21 protein-coding genes are annotated in these 17820 nt (G+C 66.0%); 6 read left to right on the top strand and 15 right to left on the bottom strand.

The annotated features are described in order from the left end of the window. Positions 1-29: 29 nt before the first annotated feature. The 3 genes from G9Q80_RS26305 to G9Q80_RS26315 form a co-directional block, all read right to left on the bottom strand. Positions 30-209: a hypothetical protein gene (locus tag G9Q80_RS26305; protein ID WP_229754953.1), complete on the bottom strand. Its 180-nt coding sequence runs from the start codon at positions 207-209 to the stop codon at positions 30-32. 131 nt (positions 210-340) lie between these two features. Continuing rightward, a complete protein-coding gene (locus tag G9Q80_RS26310; protein WP_074623319.1) occupies positions 341-1240 on the bottom strand; it encodes a DMT family transporter in 900 nt (299 codons plus the stop codon). 40 nt (positions 1241-1280) lie between these two features. Then, the gene (locus G9Q80_RS26315) at positions 1281-1874 is read right to left on the bottom strand and encodes a LysE/ArgO family amino acid transporter (RefSeq protein WP_088716207.1); all 594 of its coding nucleotides are present in this window, start codon (positions 1872-1874) and stop codon (positions 1281-1283) included. Between the two features lie 124 nt (positions 1875-1998). Here G9Q80_RS26315 and G9Q80_RS26320 point away from each other — a divergent pair, with 124 nt between their 5' ends. Then, positions 1999-2709 carry a DUF5765 domain-containing protein gene (locus tag G9Q80_RS26320; protein ID WP_043137820.1) on the top strand — a complete coding sequence of 237 codons (711 nt, stop codon included), beginning with the start codon at positions 1999-2001 and terminating at the stop codon, positions 2707-2709. 6 nt (positions 2710-2715) lie between these two features. Here the strand turns inward: G9Q80_RS26320 and G9Q80_RS26325 are convergent, their stop codons facing one another. From G9Q80_RS26325 to G9Q80_RS26335, 3 genes are all read right to left on the bottom strand, one after another. Beyond that, positions 2716-3471, bottom strand: coding sequence for a hypothetical protein (locus G9Q80_RS26325; protein WP_074623320.1), 756 nt, complete (start codon positions 3469-3471; stop codon positions 2716-2718). Between the two features lie 47 nt (positions 3472-3518). Next, the gene (locus G9Q80_RS26330; protein WP_088716206.1) at positions 3519-4085 is read right to left on the bottom strand and encodes an REP-associated tyrosine transposase; all 567 of its coding nucleotides are present in this window, start codon (positions 4083-4085) and stop codon (positions 3519-3521) included. A gap of 122 nt (positions 4086-4207) precedes the next feature. Continuing rightward, on the bottom strand, positions 4208-4957 hold the full coding sequence (locus G9Q80_RS26335) for a YebC/PmpR family DNA-binding transcriptional regulator (RefSeq protein ID WP_069209437.1): 750 nt from the start codon (positions 4955-4957) through the stop codon (positions 4208-4210). A 135-nt stretch (positions 4958-5092) separates the two neighbouring features. Here G9Q80_RS26335 and G9Q80_RS26340 point away from each other — a divergent pair, with 135 nt between their 5' ends. Continuing rightward, the gene (locus tag G9Q80_RS26340) at positions 5093-5827 is read left to right on the top strand and encodes a glutamine amidotransferase (protein WP_074623322.1); all 735 of its coding nucleotides are present in this window, start codon (positions 5093-5095) and stop codon (positions 5825-5827) included. Between the two features lie 7 nt (positions 5828-5834). Here the strand turns inward: G9Q80_RS26340 and G9Q80_RS26345 are convergent, their stop codons facing one another. From G9Q80_RS26345 to G9Q80_RS26365, 5 genes are all read right to left on the bottom strand, one after another. Further along, positions 5835-7613 carry an SLC13 family permease gene (locus tag G9Q80_RS26345; protein ID WP_088716205.1) on the bottom strand — a complete coding sequence of 593 codons (1779 nt, stop codon included), beginning with the start codon at positions 7611-7613 and terminating at the stop codon, positions 5835-5837. A gap of 25 nt (positions 7614-7638) precedes the next feature. Further along, the gene (locus G9Q80_RS26350; protein WP_232788276.1) at positions 7639-8559 is read right to left on the bottom strand and encodes a DMT family transporter; all 921 of its coding nucleotides are present in this window, start codon (positions 8557-8559) and stop codon (positions 7639-7641) included. After that, a complete protein-coding gene (locus G9Q80_RS26355; protein WP_088670867.1) occupies positions 8556-9371 on the bottom strand; it encodes a TIGR00282 family metallophosphoesterase in 816 nt (271 codons plus the stop codon). Before G9Q80_RS26355 ends, G9Q80_RS26350 begins: the two co-directional genes overlap by 4 nt. 208 nt (positions 9372-9579) lie before the next feature. After that, the gene (locus G9Q80_RS26360; protein ID WP_088716275.1) at positions 9580-10275 is read right to left on the bottom strand and encodes an FG-GAP repeat domain-containing protein; all 696 of its coding nucleotides are present in this window, start codon (positions 10273-10275) and stop codon (positions 9580-9582) included. Between the two features lie 62 nt (positions 10276-10337). Next, the gene (locus G9Q80_RS26365) at positions 10338-10661 is read right to left on the bottom strand and encodes a 2Fe-2S iron-sulfur cluster-binding protein (protein ID WP_043137834.1); all 324 of its coding nucleotides are present in this window, start codon (positions 10659-10661) and stop codon (positions 10338-10340) included. 187 nt (positions 10662-10848) lie between these two features. On the opposite strand from G9Q80_RS26365, the gene G9Q80_RS26370 reads away from it, so the two are divergent. From G9Q80_RS26370 to G9Q80_RS26380, 3 genes are all read left to right on the top strand, one after another. Further along, positions 10849-11181 (top strand): OB-fold nucleic acid binding domain-containing protein, encoded by a 333-nt coding sequence (locus G9Q80_RS26370; RefSeq protein ID WP_043137836.1) that lies wholly within the window; start codon positions 10849-10851, stop codon positions 11179-11181. A gap of 98 nt (positions 11182-11279) precedes the next feature. After that, positions 11280-11810, top strand: a complete 531-nt coding sequence (locus G9Q80_RS26375; RefSeq protein WP_088716204.1) for a peptidoglycan-binding domain-containing protein — start codon at positions 11280-11282, stop codon at positions 11808-11810. Between the two features lie 29 nt (positions 11811-11839). Further along, complete coding sequence (locus G9Q80_RS26380; RefSeq protein ID WP_088716203.1) at positions 11840-12622, top strand: pyrroline-5-carboxylate reductase family protein; 783 nt, start codon at positions 11840-11842, stop codon at positions 12620-12622. Positions 12623-12705: 83 nt separating this feature from the next. On the opposite strand, the gene G9Q80_RS26385 is transcribed toward G9Q80_RS26380, so the two are convergent. After that, positions 12706-14178, bottom strand: coding sequence for a DegQ family serine endoprotease (locus G9Q80_RS26385; RefSeq protein ID WP_043137844.1), 1473 nt, complete (start codon positions 14176-14178; stop codon positions 12706-12708). A 373-nt stretch (positions 14179-14551) separates the two neighbouring features. On the opposite strand from G9Q80_RS26385, the gene G9Q80_RS26390 reads away from it, so the two are divergent. Continuing rightward, positions 14552-15265 (top strand): metallophosphoesterase family protein, encoded by a 714-nt coding sequence (locus tag G9Q80_RS26390; RefSeq protein ID WP_088716202.1) that lies wholly within the window; start codon positions 14552-14554, stop codon positions 15263-15265. Positions 15266-15385: 120 nt separating this feature from the next. On the opposite strand, the gene G9Q80_RS26395 is transcribed toward G9Q80_RS26390, so the two are convergent. Genes G9Q80_RS26395 through hflK form a run of 3 tightly spaced genes read right to left on the bottom strand, consistent with a single transcriptional unit; the run spans position 15386 to position 17807 of the window. Next, positions 15386-15565: a DUF2065 domain-containing protein gene (locus G9Q80_RS26395; RefSeq protein WP_052244320.1), complete on the bottom strand. Its 180-nt coding sequence runs from the start codon at positions 15563-15565 to the stop codon at positions 15386-15388. A 17-nt stretch (positions 15566-15582) separates the two neighbouring features. Continuing rightward, positions 15583-16647 carry a protease modulator HflC gene (gene hflC, locus G9Q80_RS26400; RefSeq protein WP_043137850.1) on the bottom strand — a complete coding sequence of 355 codons (1065 nt, stop codon included), beginning with the start codon at positions 16645-16647 and terminating at the stop codon, positions 15583-15585. After that, complete coding sequence (gene hflK, locus G9Q80_RS26405) at positions 16647-17807, bottom strand: FtsH protease activity modulator HflK (protein WP_088716201.1); 1161 nt, start codon at positions 17805-17807, stop codon at positions 16647-16649. The genes hflC and hflK overlap by 1 nt, the downstream gene beginning before the upstream one ends. Positions 17808-17820: the final 13 nt, after the last annotated feature.

The raw sequence follows: 17820 nt of genomic DNA on the forward strand, positions 1-17820 counted from the left end.
GACACCCTGTCGAGCCTTTTTGTCCGGGATCAGAGTTTCAGGGTGCCCAGCAGCTGGTTCTGCGGCAAGCGTGCCACTTCGACGCCGCTATCGGTGCGCCGCAGGTTGTAGCCGTATCCCCGCATCCGGAACCGCCATTCAGCCTCGGACAGGACCTTTTCCCGCTCACTCATCAGGAAGTCCTGAATTTCATCCATATTCTCGGTCATCTTTCCCTCTGCAAACATTCCTTTCACTCCTCAAATGCTGCCTCTGATTGCTTGAAGCATCGTTAAGGAATGCGGCGCGATTGCGCCCGGATGGCGGAGATTTGACGATCCGTGGACAATTCCCCGGGAAATCAGTTCTTTGTTTCCGACACCAGCGGCGTGACCCGGCGTTTCAGAACCGCCTCGCGCCAGGTGATAAAGACCACGGCGGCCAGAATCAGCGACCCGCCCGCGATCACCCAGGGGTCGACCGGCTCGGCGAACAGGACTGCGCCCAGCACGACCGCCCAGACCAGTTGCAGGAAGGTCACCGGCTGCGTCACCGTCACCGGCGCGGCGGCAAAGGCCAGCGTCATCGTATAGTGCCCCGAGGTGGCAAACAGCGCCACGCCCAGAAGGATCAGCAGTTCCCACCAGGTAGGCCAGACCCAGACCGCGATCGCCAAGGGCGCCAGACCGATGGTCACCCCCAACGACAACAGCACCACCACCACCGCCGCGCTGACCTCGCCCGACAGGATCTTGGCCAGCAGGTACGACCCGGCAAAGAACAGGGCCGCCGCCAGCATGGCGAAATGCCCCGGGTCCAGCTCGCGAAAGCCCGGCCGCAGGATCATCACCGCGCCCAACAGCGCCGCCACGATGGCCATGACCCGCCGCAACGCCAGGCGCTCACCCAGGAAAAATACCGCCAGGACCGTCACGTAGACCGGGTTGAGATAGTTCATCGCCGTCACCTCGGCGATGGGAATGCGCGTCATGGCATAGAACCACAGCACCACCCCACCAGTGTGAAACAGCGCCCGCAACGAAAACAGCCGCCACAGGCGCGGCGTCAGGCGCACCTGCATGAACTGCCCGGCCATCGGCAGCAGAAAGACCAACCCCAGAACATAGCGCAGAAAGGCGGATTCCTGCGCCGGAATGCGTTGCCCCAGCGACTTGACCAATGCCGTGACCGCGACAAAGCACAGCCCGGTCACCACCATCCAGAAAACGCCCCGCGCCGGGGTCTGCACCTTGTCAACCATGCCCTTGGCTTAGACCATTGGACGGCGGGCACAAGGGGGGTCACATCCAGAGCAGCTTGGCCGCGATGGCCCACATGGTCAGGCCCACGAACAGATCCAGCACCCGCCAGGCCCGCGGCCGCGCAAAGATCGGCGCCAGCGCCCGCGCCCCGTATCCCAGCGAAAAGAAGAACACGAAAGAGGCCGTCATCGCCCCAAGCGCAAAGGCCAGCCGAGCGTCATACTGGGCCGAGACCGCCCCCAGCAGCACAACCGTATCCAGGTAGACATGCGGGTTGAGCCAGGTCAGCGCCAGGCAGGCCAGCACCGCCGCCCGCAGGCTTTGCGCCCCCTCGCCGGCGGCCAGCGCCTCGCCCCCTTTCCAGGCGGCATAAAGCGTCTTGGCCCCGTACCACCCAAGGAAGGCGGCGCCAAAGATCCGCATCCCCCATTCCAGCCCCGGGACCGCCTCGGCCAGTGCGCCGAACCCGGTGACCCCGGCAGCGATCAGCGCCGCGTCCGAGATTGCGCAGACCAGGACCACCGGCAGCACATGCATCCGCCGCAGCCCCTGCCGCAGGACAAAGGCATTCTGCGCCCCGATCGCCAGGATCAGGCTGAACCCCAGTGCAAACCCCGCAATCGCCGCTTCCATACCCTTGCCCTTCGTAACCCGACCCGCCTGATGGCCGGAATTGCCGCCCAGATCAATCCCGAACGAAGGCAGCATTGACCCCCCGCGCGAAATCCCGAAAATCCCAATTCAAAGGGGAAAGAGCATGTGCTGGAGCGAAACCGCAACCTACTCGATGGCCGCGCTTGGGGCGGCTGCCACCTTCGTCACCTGGCGCAAGGGCGAGCCCGCGGGGATCTGGGGCACCCTTGGTTTCTTCACCGCGATGGAGGGGTTGCAGGCCTGGGGCTATGGCGTGATCGACCAATGCGGCACCCCGGGCAACACGACGGTCACGGTGCTGTCCTACCTGCACATCGTTCTGCAACCCATTGTCGTCAACCTCTTCTGCATGGCCCTGGTCGGCCCCGCCATCGACCCGCGCACAAGGCGCTGGGTGCTGGGGCTGGCCTCGCTCGCCTCCCTGACCTTGCTGGCACGCCTGCTCCCCGCGCCCTGGCTTGGGGTCTGTCCACCCGGGGTGCCGCTCTGCGGGCCCGAGTTCTGCACCATCTCCGGCGACTGGCACCTGGGCTGGAGCATGCAGCTCAACAATTTCCTCAGCCTGTCGCACTGGCTGGGCGGCATCGGGCAGTTCCCGGATTACCTGCTGGCCTGCCTGTTGCTACCCTGTCTCTACGGCGCCTGGCGCTTTGCCCTTCTGAACGGGCTGGTGGGGCCGCTGATTGCCTCAGGCCTGACCAGCAACCCCAACGAGATGCCGGCGATCTGGTGCCTCTTTTCCGTGATGCTGGTGCTGATCGGGATCAGCCCGCTGGTCCGCCGACAGGTCTTTCCCCCCGCCACACCGGCCTGACCACGCTCAGCGCGGGCGCCGCCCCGGGGGGTGAAAGAGGTATTCCGCCAGCAGGCCCAGCTTGAACGGCAGCCGCCCCTTGCGTTCGACCAGCTGTTTCAGCGTCATCCGCCGCCGCCGCACGATGGCCCGGGCGATGCGGAATTCCGCCCGCCGCTTGCGTTCCAGCACCGAGGCCGGCAAGAGCCGCTTGAGCCCCTTCCACAGCCAGCCCAGCTGCAGAAAGGCCAGCGCCTTGAACAGGCCCTTTTGCAGGCTGGTCCAGGTCATCCGTACCGTCGCGCCAAAGGCCGCCACCAGCCAGAGCGGCAGTTGCACCGAGAACAGGATCAGCCACAGCCCCATCGACGTGACGGACAGCGCCAGGGTGGCAAAGAGGATCACCAGCCAGGCCACCGCCCTCTCGACACGGCTGAGCCCGTTGAACCAGTCCATCAGCCGCGCGTATCGCTGCTGCACGATCTGCAGGTAGCCTTTGACCAGCAACTGGATGCGCCGCAGGATCGCCTTGCCCAGCATCAACGGCACGACAGAGGTGGTGATCCATTTCTTGATCAGCTCGACGCGAAAGAACATCGCACCCTGGGTCTTGAGCCAGCTCAGGATCACCGGCAGATCGAGCCCGGCAAGTTTCTTCAGCAGCACCTTGGCCTGGGTCAGGATCAGCCCCAGCGCAATCAGAACCTCGTGTCCGAAATACCAGGTCGCGGCGCCGGACAGCGCCACGAAAACCCCCAGCAATATGAGCGCCCGCAAAAGCATACCCCGGCTTAGGCGGTTTCAAGGCCGGGCCGCAAGGCGGCTGTGCCCTACCCGGCGCGCAGGGATCCGTAGGATGGGTGATCCTCACCCATCCTTTCCCCGAAGAGGCCATCCGGCAAACAGTCGATCTTGCGCGGGACCCGCCCCAGGGGCAAATCCCGGTGCAACGAGGAATAGGGCCAGTCCTCGGCCTGCGCGACCAGCCCGTGCCGCACCGGGTTGCCCCAGCAAAAATGCAGATGGGTCCGGAAATCCGCCTCGCCCCGGATCGCATGTTCCCAGAACCGCCGCTGCCAGAGACCGCGTTCGCCCTTGCGCCGCTTGGAATGGCTCCGCTGCCCGGCCAGCCCGCAGGCCAGCGAGAACCGCGTCTTGATCAGGCGCCAGCGGGTCGAGAAATCCGCGTCCCCCGGTGGCAAGGTCCAGATGGCGTGCAGATGGTCCGGCAGGACAACCACCGCCTCGGTGCGAAACGGGCGATCCCGGCAGGTCATGGTCCAGGCCGCGCGCAGATCGTCGATGTAATCCACCAACGCCCCGGACCGGCGGTCCGAGAGGTTGACAGTGAAGAAATAGGTCGCGCCGGGCAGGCGCAGGCGGCGATAGTTGGTCATGACACCAGCCTCGGACAGAGCGGTTAAGGATGGGTGAACACCACCCATCCTACGAACGTCCGTCCCCACCAGCAAAAAAGCCCCCGCCAAGGCGGGGGCCATCCTGCCGCAGGGCATGACGGTCAGGCGTTTTCCAGCTGCGCCATGACCTCGTCGGAGGCTTCGAAATTGGTGGTCACGCGCTGGACGTCGTCATCATCCTCCAGCGCCTCGACCAGCCGCATCAGCGACTGCATGCCGTCCAGGTCCAACTCGGTCGTGGTCGTGGGCTTCCAGACCAGCTTGGTCGACTCGGACTCGCCCAGGTCGGCTTCCAGCGCGGTCGACACCTCGTTCAAGTCGGTGTCCGCGCAGTAGATCACATGCCCGTCCTCGGAGGATTCAACATCTTCGGCGCCGGCCTCGATCGCCGCCATCATGACGTCATCCGCGTCGCCCGCATCCGCCGGGTAGACGATCTCGCCCTTGCGCTCGAACATGAAGCCGACAGAGCCGGTTTCCCCGAGGTTGCCGCCGTTCTTGGTAAAGGTCGACCGCACGGTCGAGGCGGTGCGGTTGCGGTTGTCGGTCATCGCCTCGACGATCACCGCCACGCCGTTCGGGCCATAGCCCTCATAGCGGATTTCCTCGTAATCCTCGGCATCGCCACCGGTCGCCTTCTTGATGGCGCGTTCGATGTTGTCCTTGGGCATCGACTGGCCCTTGGCCTCTTTCACGGCCAGACGCAGGCGCGGGTTCTTGTCGGGATCGGGATCGCCCATCTTGGCGGCGATGGTGATCTCCTTCGAGAGTTTCGAGAAGATCTTGGCCCGGATCTTGTCCTGACGGCCCTTGCGGTGCTGGATGTTTGCCCATTTGGAATGGCCGGCCATGTCGCGTTGCCTCTTTTCGGGTGCTTGGAATATCCGCGCCTCTATAAGTCACGCCCGCCCCCCTTGCCAAGTCCGCGTGCCAAGTCCGGGTCATGTGGCGTTGCGCGCCGCGCGTCCCTGCGGTAGCGCAAGGTCATGAGCCGATTCCTCCTCCTCCAGCTGCGCCCCGAACCCGAGGCCAGCGAGTCCGAGTACCGCGCCATCCTGGACACCTCCGGCCTGAGCGCCGATCGCGTCCACCGGATGCGCCTGGAACAGGAGGATCTGCCGCGCGACATGGACCCGGGCGACTATGCCGGGGTGATCGTCGGCGGCGGCCCCGGCTGCGTCAGCGACAGGCCCGCAGACAAGGACCCGGTGGAACGCCGCATCGAAGAGTCCATCCTGCGCCTGATGCCCCGCATCACCGCCGAGGATATTCCCTTCATGGGCTGCTGCTATGGCATCGGCATCCTGGCCCACCACCTGGGCGCCGAGGTGGCCAAGGGCCGGTTCAACGAACCCGTGGGCGCCGTGACCTGCTATACCACGCCCGAGGGCGCCAAGGACCCCCTGACCGCCGGCCTGCCCGAGCAGTTCGACGCTTTCGTCGGCCACAAGGAAGCGGTGCAGAACCTGCCCAAGGGCGCGGTGCACCTGGTCTCGTCCGGCCCCTGCCCCTACCAGATGATCCGCTACGGCCAGAACGTCTACGCCACCCAGTTCCACCCCGAGGCCGACGCCGCCGAGTTCGAAACCCGCATCCGCATCTATCGCCACAAGGGCTATTTCGCCCCCGAAGAGGCAGACGCCCTGATCGAGATGTGCCGCGCGGCAAAGGTCACCGAACCGCCCCGCCTGCTCGAGGGTTTCGTGGAACGCTACGGCTGACGGACCGCTAAAGCGGCCAGAAATAGGGGATCAGCAGCGCCGACAGCACACCCACGCTCAGGTTCAGCGGCAGTCCGACTTTGAAGAAATCCGAGAATTTGTAGCCCCCCGGACCATAGACCAGCGTGTTGGTCTGGTAGCCGATGGGCGTGGCGAAACTGCACGAGGCCGCCACCATGACCGCCACCACCAGCGGACGCGGGTCCACCCCGATGGCGCTGGCCAGGCCGATGGCGATGGGGGTCACCACCACGGCCACGGCGTTGTTGGACACGGTTTCGGTCAGGATACTGGTCAGCAGGTAGACCGCCCAGATCACCAGCGGCGCCGGCAGCTTGGCCATCAGGGGGGCCACCACGCCCACGATCAGCCCGACCGCACCGCTGGCCTCCAGCGCGGCACCGATCGCCAGCATGGCAAAAATCAGCGCCAATAGCTGCCCCTCGACAAAGGAAAACGCCTCGTCCGCGTCGATGCAGCGGGTCAGCAGCACCACCGCAACGGCGACCACCGCCAGCGCCAGGATCGGCGCCACGCCCAGCGCCGACAGCGCCACGATGCCGCCCAGCGCCCCCAGCGCCACCGGCGCGTGGCCCCGGCGAAAGGCCCGCGCCGAAGGATGCGCCACGTCGACAAGATCCATCTCGTCCGCCAGACGCTTGACGTCCTCTGCGTTGCCCTCCAGCAGCAGCGTGTCGCCCACGCGCACCACCAGGTCGTCCAGCTGGCGCCCGATGTTCTGGTTCCGCCGGTGCACCGCCAACGGATAGACCCCAAACCGGCGCCGCAGGCGCAGCGCGCCCAGCGACCGGCCCACCATCTTGCAGCCGGGCGTGATCAGCACCTCGACGGTGGTCGTTTCCTTGCTCGACACCTGGTCGACGCGCTTCAGCTCCTTGTTGCGTTGCAGCGACAACAGCTCGGTCATCTGCGTGCGCAGCACCACACGGTCACCCAGTTGCAGCTTTACCCCCTGCAGGTTGCGGCGCAGCGATTCATCGCCCCGGATCACGTCGATCAGCCGCACGCCGTCGCGCTTGAACAGCTGCACGCCCAGCACCTCGCGGTCGATCAGGTTCGAATCCGGCGGGATCACCGCCTCGGTAAAGAACTTCATCCGCGAGCGATCCGACAGCATCCCCGCCATCGAGGTCCGCTCGGGCAGCAGGAACCGCCCCACAAAATAGAGATAGACCATCCCCCAGGCCACCAGGATGATCGCCAGCGGCGTCACCTCGAAAATGGTGAAGGGTTGCAGCCCCTGGGTGCGGGCCACCCCGTCGACCAGCAGGTTGGTCGAGGTCCCGATCAGCGTCAGGGTGCCGCCCAGGATCGCCGCGTAACTCAGCGGGATCAGCAGTTTCGACGGCGCGATGCCCATCGTCTTGGCGATCTGCACGAAGATCGGCAGCATCACCACCACCACCGGCGTGTTGTTCATGAAGGCCGAGGCGACGATCACCACAAGGAGGATGCCGCCGATGGCCCGCTTGGGCCGCAATGCCACCTGTTCCTGCGCGAAGCCCGTGAAGGCATCCAGCGCCCCGGTCCGCACCAGCGCCCCCATCACCAGGAACATCGCCGCGATGGTCCAGGGCGCCGGGTTCGACAGCACGTCGAGCGCCGCGTCATAGGGCAGGACGCCCAGCACCAGCAGCACCGCGACACCGCCAATGGCCGTAACCTCTGTCGGATAGGTTTCACGGACGAAAAGCACGAACATACCGATCACCACGGCAAGCGTCATCACCGCCTGGCTTGTCTGGCTCAGCTCGATCCCGATCATGTATTGCTCAGCCTATCGCCCGCACTCAACCGGCCGCATTCTGACCGCTTGGCGGGACAGGCACAAGCGGTTTACGCTGCGGCTGCACAAGGGCCATGCCCGCCATCATCAGCGCCAGCGCCACCCAGACCCAGCCCGAGTAGGCCTCGGCCAAAAACAGCATCGCCCAGCAGACACCGAACAGCGTGACAAGATAGCTCACCTGGGCGGCAAAGACCGCGCCCGCCCGGCCCACGAGCCAGACATAGGCGGAGTAGGCAAAGGCATGCAGCGCGGCGCTGGCGATCACCGCCTTGTCCGGCCCTGTCAGCGGCAGCGCCGGCGTGATGAACTGTCCGCTGGCCAGCGCCAGGGGAAGGCTCAGCACGACCCCCAGGATCGAAGCGCCGGTCAGCACCTGCACCGCATCCAGCCCCTGAGTGCCCCATTTCGACACCATGTTGCCTTCCAGCGCGTAACAGGCCGAGGAAATCAGTGCGACCGCGATCCAGACCGCCTGAGTCCCTGCCGGCAGGCTTGCCTCAGGCAGAACCAGCACCGCCACGCCGCCCAGCCCCAGCAGCAAGCCCAGGATGCGCCGCGGCTCCGGCCGGTCGATGCCCAGCGCCAGGGCAATCGGAAGGGCGAACATGGGCACCGAGCTCAGCAGGATCGACAGCACGCCGGAAGGCAGATGCACCGCCGCCTGGTAAGAGGCGATGCCCGGCACCACCGTACCGACCACGGCGATGAACAGGTACAGCCGCAGCGCCGGAGCATGCATGGGCAGGCGCTTGCCACGCAACACCGTCAGCGCGCCCAGCAGCAGCCCCACCAGCACCGTCTGCCAGAAGATCAGGCCGAAATGACGATAGCCCTCCGACACCGCCACTTTCATCAGTGGCTGCGTCGCCCCCCAGGCCGCGCCCGTCACCACCAGCGTGGCAAAGGGCAAGAGGCGGCTCACGCGGGGCCGGCGGGCGCCAGCCGCCCACCCTGGCGGACCATCTGCACGGAAACCGCCTTGCCGGTCATGTCATCGGTCTCGACATAGACGCCCGACAGGGTGGCCTCGCCCAACGCCGGGTTGAACCGGCCCTTGGCCATGCCGTTGACGAACCGGCGCAGCGGTTCCGCCGGGTCCATCCCGATGACAGAGTTGTAGTCGCCGCACATGCCCGCGTCCGACTGGAACGCGGTGCCGCCCGGCAGGATCTGCGTGTCCGAGGTCGGCACATGGGTATGCGTCCCCACGACAAGGCTGGCGCGCCCGTCGCAGAAATGCCCCATGCCCATCTTTTCCGAGGTGGCCTCGCAATGCATGTCGACGACGATGGCCTGCGCCTGTCCGCCCAGCGGATGCCGTTTCAGCGTCTCGTCCACCGCCGTGAAGGGGCTGTCGTAGTTGCGGCTCATGAAGACCTGCCCCAGGGCCTGCACCACCAGCACCTTGCGCCCGCGCGCATCCTTGTACAGCGCCGCCCCCCGTCCGGGTGCCTGCCGGGCAAAGTTCAGCGGTCGGATGATGCGTGTCTCGCCCTCGATATGGGTCAGCATCTCTTTCTGGTCGAAGGCGTGGTCGCCCAGGGTGATGACATCGGCCCCGGCCTCGAAGATCGCCTTGGCATGCTCTGCCGACAACCCGTGGCCGTTGGTCGCGTTCTCGCCGTTCACGATGACGAAATCCAGCCGCCAGTCCTTGCGCAGGGAAGGCAGACGCTCCGTGATCGCCTGCCGCCCGGCGCGGCCCATCACGTCACCTAGAAAGAGTATCTTCATGGGCGACATGGGTAATTCGGGCGTCCGGGAAAGTTAAGCCCGAATCGTTCCACGCGAAAGGAGATGAAAAGGGGGCTCTGCCCCCGTCTCCCTTCGGTCGACTCCCCCGGCGGTATTTGAACCAAGAAGAAGCCACAGGCGCGCGCCTTGTGTTTCTTCTTGGCAAAAATACCCAAACCCGGTCCGCCAAGGGCGCCGCGCCGCGGTTTCAGCGACACTCCATCACGGCGGTCAGCATCTCGGGGCTGTAGGGATCGCTGGCGTAACGCTCGAGGCTGCCCGCCGCCAGGTCCACCACCATCACGTGCCGCCAGTCCCCCGAAGGCAGGACAATTTCCGGCCCCTCGCCGCAAACCCGCAGTCCGCCGACGGTGTAATCCCAGCCGATCCGGTGGTTGGAAAACCCTTCGGCGGCGGCCACTTGGGTCAGAGTGCCGTTCTGGTAGCGCCAGATGCGCAGGGTCTTTGCCAGGTGGGGCCGATCGACATAGGCAATCTCGATGGCGCCATCGCCGTCAAGGTCCGCCGCGCCCACGGGCGCAAGCCAGCGAAAGCGCTGGCCGATGAAAGGTGTCGCGGCCAGCGGCTGCAGGTCACCCTGCCGCACCTCCCAGATCGCCAGCCGGGCGCCGCGGTCCGCGTGGCTCTCGACCGTCACCACCTCCGGCACCCCGTCGCCGGTCACGTCCCAGAGCCTCGGCGCGAGGTCCTCGAAGACCAGCGGGGCCTGCCATCGGCGGCGCAGCACGCGTCCGTCCGACAGGGTCACCGCCAGCGTGTCATACTCGATCTCGTCACCCAGAACGCCATGCGGATAACGCCTCACCTCGCCCTCGTACCTGGCGGCAACCGCCTCTTGCGCCACGACCGGGGTCAGGCCCGCCAGCCACAGGCACAGCGCCATCCACGCGCCGCGGGCGGGCGCACGCCAGGGGCGCCACGGCACACGCGGCGCCCGGGCAGGCATCAGATCTGCTTCTCGGGCATCTGCACGACAAGCCCGTCCAGCGCATCGCTCACCCGCAGCTGGCAGGTCAGGCGCGAGCGCTTGGCATCGGGCTCATAGGCGAAGTCCAGCATGTCCTCTTCCATGTCCTCGCGCGCGGGCAGCTTTTCGACCCAGTCCTCGGCCACGTAGACATGGCAGGTCGAACAGGCGCAAGCGCCGCCGCAATCCGCCTCGATGCCGGGAATGTTGTTGTCGCGCGCGCCTTCCATCACGGTCAGCCCGGTGGGCACCTCCACGACATGTTCGGTGCCGTTGTGCTCGATATAGGTGATCTTTGCCATTTCACCGCTCCGTCTTGATCCGTCCCCTACCTAGTGGGGACGCCCCTGCCCCGCCAGTCCCATTTGCGTCAGCACATGGACGGAATCCGATATTTTTGCCGCACGTCCCCGCGTGTGCCGCACCTGCCGATGACAATTGCGGCAGGAGGGCTTGGTCGCCCCCGCCGCATGTTCTACATTCGTTCGCATGACCTGGCCACAGCCCCCCTCCTGCCTGATCGCCAGCCGCCTGGGCGAGCCGCCCAACGGCGCCCGCGTCACCGTGGCCGGGCTGGTGATCCTGCGCCAGCGCCCCGGCACCGCCAAGGGCGTGATCTTCATCACGCTCGAGGATGAGACCGGCGTCGTCAACGTCATCGTCTGGCGCAAGCTCTACGAACGCTTCCGCCGCGCGGTGATCGCGGGCCGCATGCTGCGCGTCACCGGCCGCGTCCAGCGCGAGAACGGCGTCACCCATGTCATTTCCGAACAGATCGAGGACATCTCGCCCCTGCTCGACCGGCTGCTTGACACGCCCTGAGGCAGGGTCCCGCGCGCGCCGCCGCCAGCCTCTAGGCAGACCGGGCCAAACCGGCTATCCTGCCGCAAAGAAAAGGCACACCAGAGGCCCGAGCAGTCATGTCCCGTTTTTCCCGGCCCCGGGCCGCCCCGCTGGTGGCGCTGGTCTTGCTGGCCGCCTGCGACACCCCGCAATCCGTCAGCCGCGAGGCGCAAAGTCCCGATACCGCGCCCCCCCTTGCCGAACATCTCGACGATGGCACCTGCCAGGCCCGCGACCTGCGGCCGGCCGTCTACGAACATGTCATGGGCGAGGTGCAGGTGGTTCAGGCCGAGATCGCCGAGGACGGCACCGTGATCCGCCCACCGATCTACCGCAGGGCCCCCGTACCCAAGGTGGTGCGCGAACGCGCCGAGATCACCTTCGAGGCCCCCTGCCCCGAAGAGATGACGCCCGAGTTCATTTCCTCCGTACAGCGGGCGCTGGCCGCCCGCGGCTATTTCTCGGGCAATATCTCCGGTAGGATGGACGCGCCGACCACGGCAGCGGTGCGCACCTACCAGTCCGAACGCGGACTGGAAAGCGCGCAACTCTCGCTGGAAACCGCCCGCGCGCTGGGGCTGGTGGCGGTCGAACTGCCCGAAACCTGACCGCGCGGCCCCACGAAAGGACACCTGACATGAGCAGCATCGGCATCGTCGGAGGCTCGGGGATGCTGGGCAGCGCCATCGCGCAGGCCTGGCTGGACAGCGACGCCGTCGCGCCCGGCGACCTCTGGATCGCCAACCGCAGCGGAACGCGGGGCGATCTGCCCGCCGAGGTCACCGTCACCGACGATCCCGCCACGCTGGCCGGGGCCTGCGACACGATCCTGATCAGCATCCCGCCCGCCGGGGTGCCCGACCTACACCTGCCCGCCGGGGACAAGCTGATCTTTTCGGTCATGGCCGCCGTCACGATCGCGGACCTGCAGCGCCTGACCGGCAGCCCCCGGATCATCCGCGCCATGTCCAGCCCCGCCGCCGCGCGGCGGCTGGCCTATTCGCCCTGGGTCGCGGCCCCCGGGGCCAGCGAGGACGACCGCATGGTCGTCCGCCGCCTGCTGTCCGCCTGCGGCACCGAAGACGCGCTCGAGGACGAGGCGCAACTGGATCACTTCACCGCCCTCACAGGGCCGGTTCCCGGTTTCGTCGCCTGGTTTGCCGCCGCCATGACCGAACACGCCGAAGCGCAGGGCATCCCGCCCGAGGCCGCCGACCGCGCCATCCGGCAGCTCTTTCGCGCCAGTGGCGAGATGTTGGCCGAGGATCCGCCCCGCGCCGCGGATCACGTCCGCCAGATGCTCGATTACGCCGGCACCACCGCAGCCGGGCTGCAGGTGCTTGAGGACAGCCCCCTGCGCGGCGACATCTCAAAGGCGCTGAGCGCCGCCGCGCAAAAGGCCCGCGACATGCGGCCCTGAACGCCCAGGCCTCCCTCTCCCGGAACGCAAAAGGGGCGGCCCGACAGGCCGCCCCTTGTCATGTCCAAAGGTCTCCGACCGGCTCAGTTCGCCGCCAGGCCCAGCGCCATGAAGCGCGGGTCGCCGCCGCCCCGCCGCACCAGCAGCAGGATCGATTTGCGGCCCTCGTCGCGCGCCTCGGCGATGCGGGTTTCCAGGTCCTCGATGCTGGCCACGGCCTGCTGGCCCGCCTCGGTGATGATGTCACCGGCGCGCAGCCCCTTTTCGTAGGCTTCCGAGGCAGGGTCCACGTCCATGACCGCCAGGCCCTGCATGGCTGCGGGCAGGTCCAGCTCACCGCGGATCGCATCGGTCAGCGGGCTGAGCGTCAGGCCAAGCGTTTCCATCTTGGCCGGCGGCTCGTCCGGGGTCGAGGGCGCGGCAGCCGGCACGGCGGTCTGCGCCTCTTCACGGCGGCCCAGCGTGACCTTCAGGGTCTGGGTCTCGCCGTCGCGGTTGACGATCACGCGGACGGTCTTGCCGACCGGCGTATTGGCCACGACGCGCACCAGCTGGCGGGTGTCCACCACCTCGACACCGTCGAACGAAACGATCACGTCACCGGCGGCCACACCGGCCTCTTTTGCCGGGCCTTCCGGCACGTCGGACACCAGCGCCCCCTTGGCTTCGGCCAGGTTCAGCGCGTCGGCCATGTCTTCGCTCACGTCCTGGATGCGCACGCCCAGCCAGCCACGGCGGGTCTCGCCGTATTTCTGCAGCTGGTCGACCACGTTGACCACCACGTTCGAGGCCATCGAAAACCCGATACCGATGGAGCCGCCGTTGGGCGACAGGATCGCGGTGTTCACGCCGATCACCTCGCCGTCCATGTTGAACAGCGGCCCGCCCGAGTTGCCGCGGTTGATGGCCGCATCGGTCTGGATGTAGTCGTCATAGGTGCCCGACAGCGCCCGGTTGCGGGCCGACACGATGCCCGCCGAGACCGAGAACCCCTGGCCCAGCGGGTTGCCCATCGCCATGACCCAGTCGCCGACGCGCATGGTGTTGCTGTCGCCAAAGGGCACGGCGGTCAGCGGACGGTCCGCCTCGACCTTGAGCAGGGCGATGTCGGTGTTGGGATCGGTGCCGATCAGTTCGGCGGGCAGTTCGAAGCCTTCGAAGAACTCGATGGTGATCTCGTCGGCGCCTTCGATGACGTGGTTGTTGGTGACGATGAACCCGTCTTCGGAAATCACGAAGCCGGAGCCAAGCGCCGAAGAGCGGCGCGGACGGTCGGGGCCACCACGGTCCTGAAAGTCACGAAAGAAATCTTCGAAAGGCGAGCCTTCGGGCACGATGCCGCGCGGGCCGGACCGGCCGGCAACGGTGGTCGAGGTGGTGATGTTGACCACGGCCGGGCTGATCCGTTCGGCCAGGTCGGCAAAGCTGTCCGGAGCGCCGCGGGCCGAGGCCATGAGGGATTGCGAAACGATCAGGAACATCGACAGCGTCGCCAGCCAGAACAGCCTCAGCGGTGTCTTGTTTTCCTGCGTCAGAGCGAGGGATTGCGGTTTCAATGGGGTCTCCTTGTCTCTGCCAGTCAGCAGACGCGCAGGTCACGCGATGCCGCCTGCCTCCTATCGATCAGTGTGACAAACATAGGTGCGCAGGCGCAACACCAAAGGGCTGAAATGCAGCCTCACCGGGTTGTGAGCAGGCGTGCAGGCCGTGGATCGGCGCTTTTCCGCTTTGTGCAGGGGCGGAAGGGGGGGCGTGCGGGTTGGGGAGACCTGTCAGTTGGAAAAGAAATGAACCGGCCCAGTACCGCCATCAATGGCTCGCACGGCGAACGGCGGCTTCGAGCCCGAAGTCACCGATGCTGCAACGTGTACGAATGGCCGCTTCGCGGGATTGATGGCATTGCTTGTTTATAGCTTCTAATCTGAAATCATGGACAAAGTTATCTATGCAATTGGTGATGTACATGGTCGCGACGACTTGCTTCGCGACTTGCACGAACACATTCGCGATTACCACCGACTAATGCACTCGGGCAGAGATGCTGAGTTGATCCACATCGGCGACTACATCGACGGCGGTGCGCATAGCCGTGAAGTCATTGATCGGCTGATGTCGGGCCTAGACGGTTTTCAAATGACATGCCTTCTCGGAAATCATGAGGCGATGCTGCTGGAATGTCTGGCCACGGACAATCGGCAGGCTTGGTACACTTGGCTTTCCAACGGAGGTGAGGAAACACTTTCGTCCTTTGGTATGTCTCTTCGATTTGGCGGCTACGACCCTGACGAACTTCATGCAAGTTTGGGTGAAGATAGAATTGCTTGGCTGAATTCTCTACCACTCTACAAAGCCGTCGAACCCTATCTGTTTGTTCATGCGGGGATCACCCCGGGCGTTCCAATCGATCAACAGGAAACCAAAGATATGCTCTGGATTAGATCGCGCTTCCTAGATAGCGAAGAGGAACATGGCTATGTGGTCGTACACGGTCATACGCCCGGTGACGAACCTGTGGTTAAGGCCAATCGGATTTGTATCGACACAGGTGCCACGTCGAATGGGTTGTTGACTGCTGCCGTTTTGGATGGAAATGCTGCACCCGTCTTCTTACGGGCAGCCGGTCGCCCCGGAAAAACCGGCTAGACAACCAAAAGCCGACATTGGTGCAGGTGAAGCGAATTGGCGCTTTGTCCCGCTTCGCTGACATTTACGCAGAGCGCAAAGATCGACAGCTCCCCCGCCGCAAGACCCAGACCGCCCCCCTCAGAACAGCCCGCCCCGTGCCAGCCACAGGACGATCAGACCGGTGACCAGCGTCAGACCGCCCAGCAGGCGGCGCTGTTCCAGGCTCATCTCGCGGAGCGCCTCAAGCAGGCGCTCCACAAGCTGAGGGGCCAGTGCATAGACCAGCCCCTCGATCACGAGGACCATTCCGATCCCCATCAGGATGTCCGACCCGCTCAATTGTCGACGGGTGCGGCGTCGGCCTCGGGGGCCTCCGGCGCGGGCGCCGGATCGCTCGGTTCCGGGGCCGGGTCGCTGGGCGCCGGGCCTTCGGGGGCCGGGTCCTCGGCGGTTTCCGGCGCGGGCGCGTCAGGCGCCACCGGGCTGGCCGTAGGCGACGGCAGCGTCGGTGCCAGGAACGGATCGCCGGAAGCCACTTCGCTCTTGAAGTAGTTGAAGAACTGGCTGTCCGGCGTCATCACCATCGTCGAGTTGCCGCCCTTCAGCGAGACCTCGTAGGCCTGCAGCGAACGGTAGAAGGCAAAGAACTCGGGGTCCGCACCATAGGCCTCGGCAAAGATCCGGTTGCGCTCGGCGTCGGCCTCGCCTCGGATCACGTTGGCATCCCGGTCCGCTTCGGAGAGCGTCTCGACCACGGTCCTGTCAGCCAGTGCGCGCACGCGCGCCGCCGCCTCGTTACCGCGGGCGCGTTCGTCCGCCGCCTCGCGTTCACGCTCTGCCCGCATCCGGTCAAAGGTGGCGTCAAGGTTCTGCGACGGCAGGTTGGTCTGCTTCAGCCGCACATCCACAACTTCCAGACCCAGGGAAAGCGCCTCGGCCCGGGCGCTGTCGCGGATCCGGTTCATCAGCTCACGACGATCCTCGGACAGGATCCGGTCCGAAGTGACCTGGTCGGCGCCCAGGACTTCACGGATCTGCGCGTTGAGGATGCCGGTCAGGCGGTCCTCGGCGGTGCGCAGACCGCCTACGCCGACGGCCTGCCGGAACTGGACCACATCGGCGATCCGGTAGCGGGCAAAGGCGTCGACCACCAGGCGGCGGTCATCCGAGGGCGTGACCTCGATGGTCTGGGTGTCCAGCGACAGGATACGGTCGTCGTAGCGGACAACGTCCTGGATCAGCGGGATCTTGAAGGCCAGACCCGGCTCTTCCTTGACGGCCCTGATCTGGCCGAACTGCAGCACCAGGGCCTTTTCCCGTTCATCAACCACGAAGATCGACGACAGGAAGACCACGATGGCGATCACGAAGACCGGCAGGAGATAGGTTACCTTGCGCATCACTGGTCACCTCCGCTGTTGCGACGCAGCTCGTTGAGCGGCAGGTAAGGCACCACGCCGCCACCGGCACCGCCGCCGCTGGTCACGGTATTGTCGAGGATCATCTTGTCCACGTCGCCCAGCACCTTTTCCATCGTCTCGATGTAAAGACGGCGGCGCGTCACTTCGGGCGCCAGCGCGTATTCCTCCTGAACAGAGGTAAAGCGCGCGGCCTCACCAACCGCCTGGTTGACCACCTGGGCGCGATAACCCTCGGCTTCTTCGCGGATCTCGGCGGCCTTGCCTCGGGCCTCGGCCACGACGCGGTTGGCATAGGCGTCGGCCTGGCGTTCCAGCCGGTCACGTTCCTGTTCCGCCGCCTGGACGGCGCGGAAGGCGTCGATGACCTCGCGCGGCGGGTCGGCGGTGTCGAGGTTGATCCGGACGATGCTGATGCCGGATTCGTACTCGTCCAGCGTCGCCTGGATCTGTTCACGCGCGCTGTCGGCAATGGCGCCCCGGTCGCGGTTGAGGATCGGCGCCAGGTTGGACGCGGCGATGATCTCGCGCATGACCGATTCAGACACCGCCTGCACGGTCAGCTGCGGGTCGCGGATGTTGAACAGCAGTTGCGCCGGGTCCGAGATGTTCCAGACCACCTGGAAATCGATGTCGACGATATTCGCATCGGTGGTCAGCATCAGCCCGTCGTTGCCGCCACGGCCGCCGCCAATCGTCTCGGTCCGTTCCGAGGTCACGTTGACCACCTCGTAGGTGACAAAGGGCCAGGGGGCAAAGTTCAGGCCCGGGTTGCCGACGGCGAATTCACGCCCCAGCAACAGCTCGACCGATTTTTCTTCGGGCCGCACGGTGTAGAAGCTGCCAAAGGCCCAGAGACCCAGCAGGATCGCAACACCGATGGCCACGGTTCCGCGGGTCAGGCCGGGTCCACCCGAGCCACCGCTGCCGCCGCCGTTGCTGCCATTGCCGCCGCCGCGACCGCCCATCAGGACGCGCAGCCGCTCCTGGCCCTTCTTCATCAACTCGTCGATCTCGGGCATCTGGTTGTCGTCGGGACGGCGGCCACCGCCGCCACCGCCGTTGTGCGGACGATGGCCGTTGCCACCTCCGCCCTGGTTGCCACCGCCGCCCCCCCAGGGGCCGCCGCTGTTACCTGCCATGAACTTCGGTCCT

The organism is Mameliella sp. LZ-28 (genome assembly GCF_012274245.1).
GTDB classification, from domain to species: Bacteria; Pseudomonadota; Alphaproteobacteria; order Rhodobacterales; family Rhodobacteraceae; genus Antarctobacter; species Antarctobacter albus.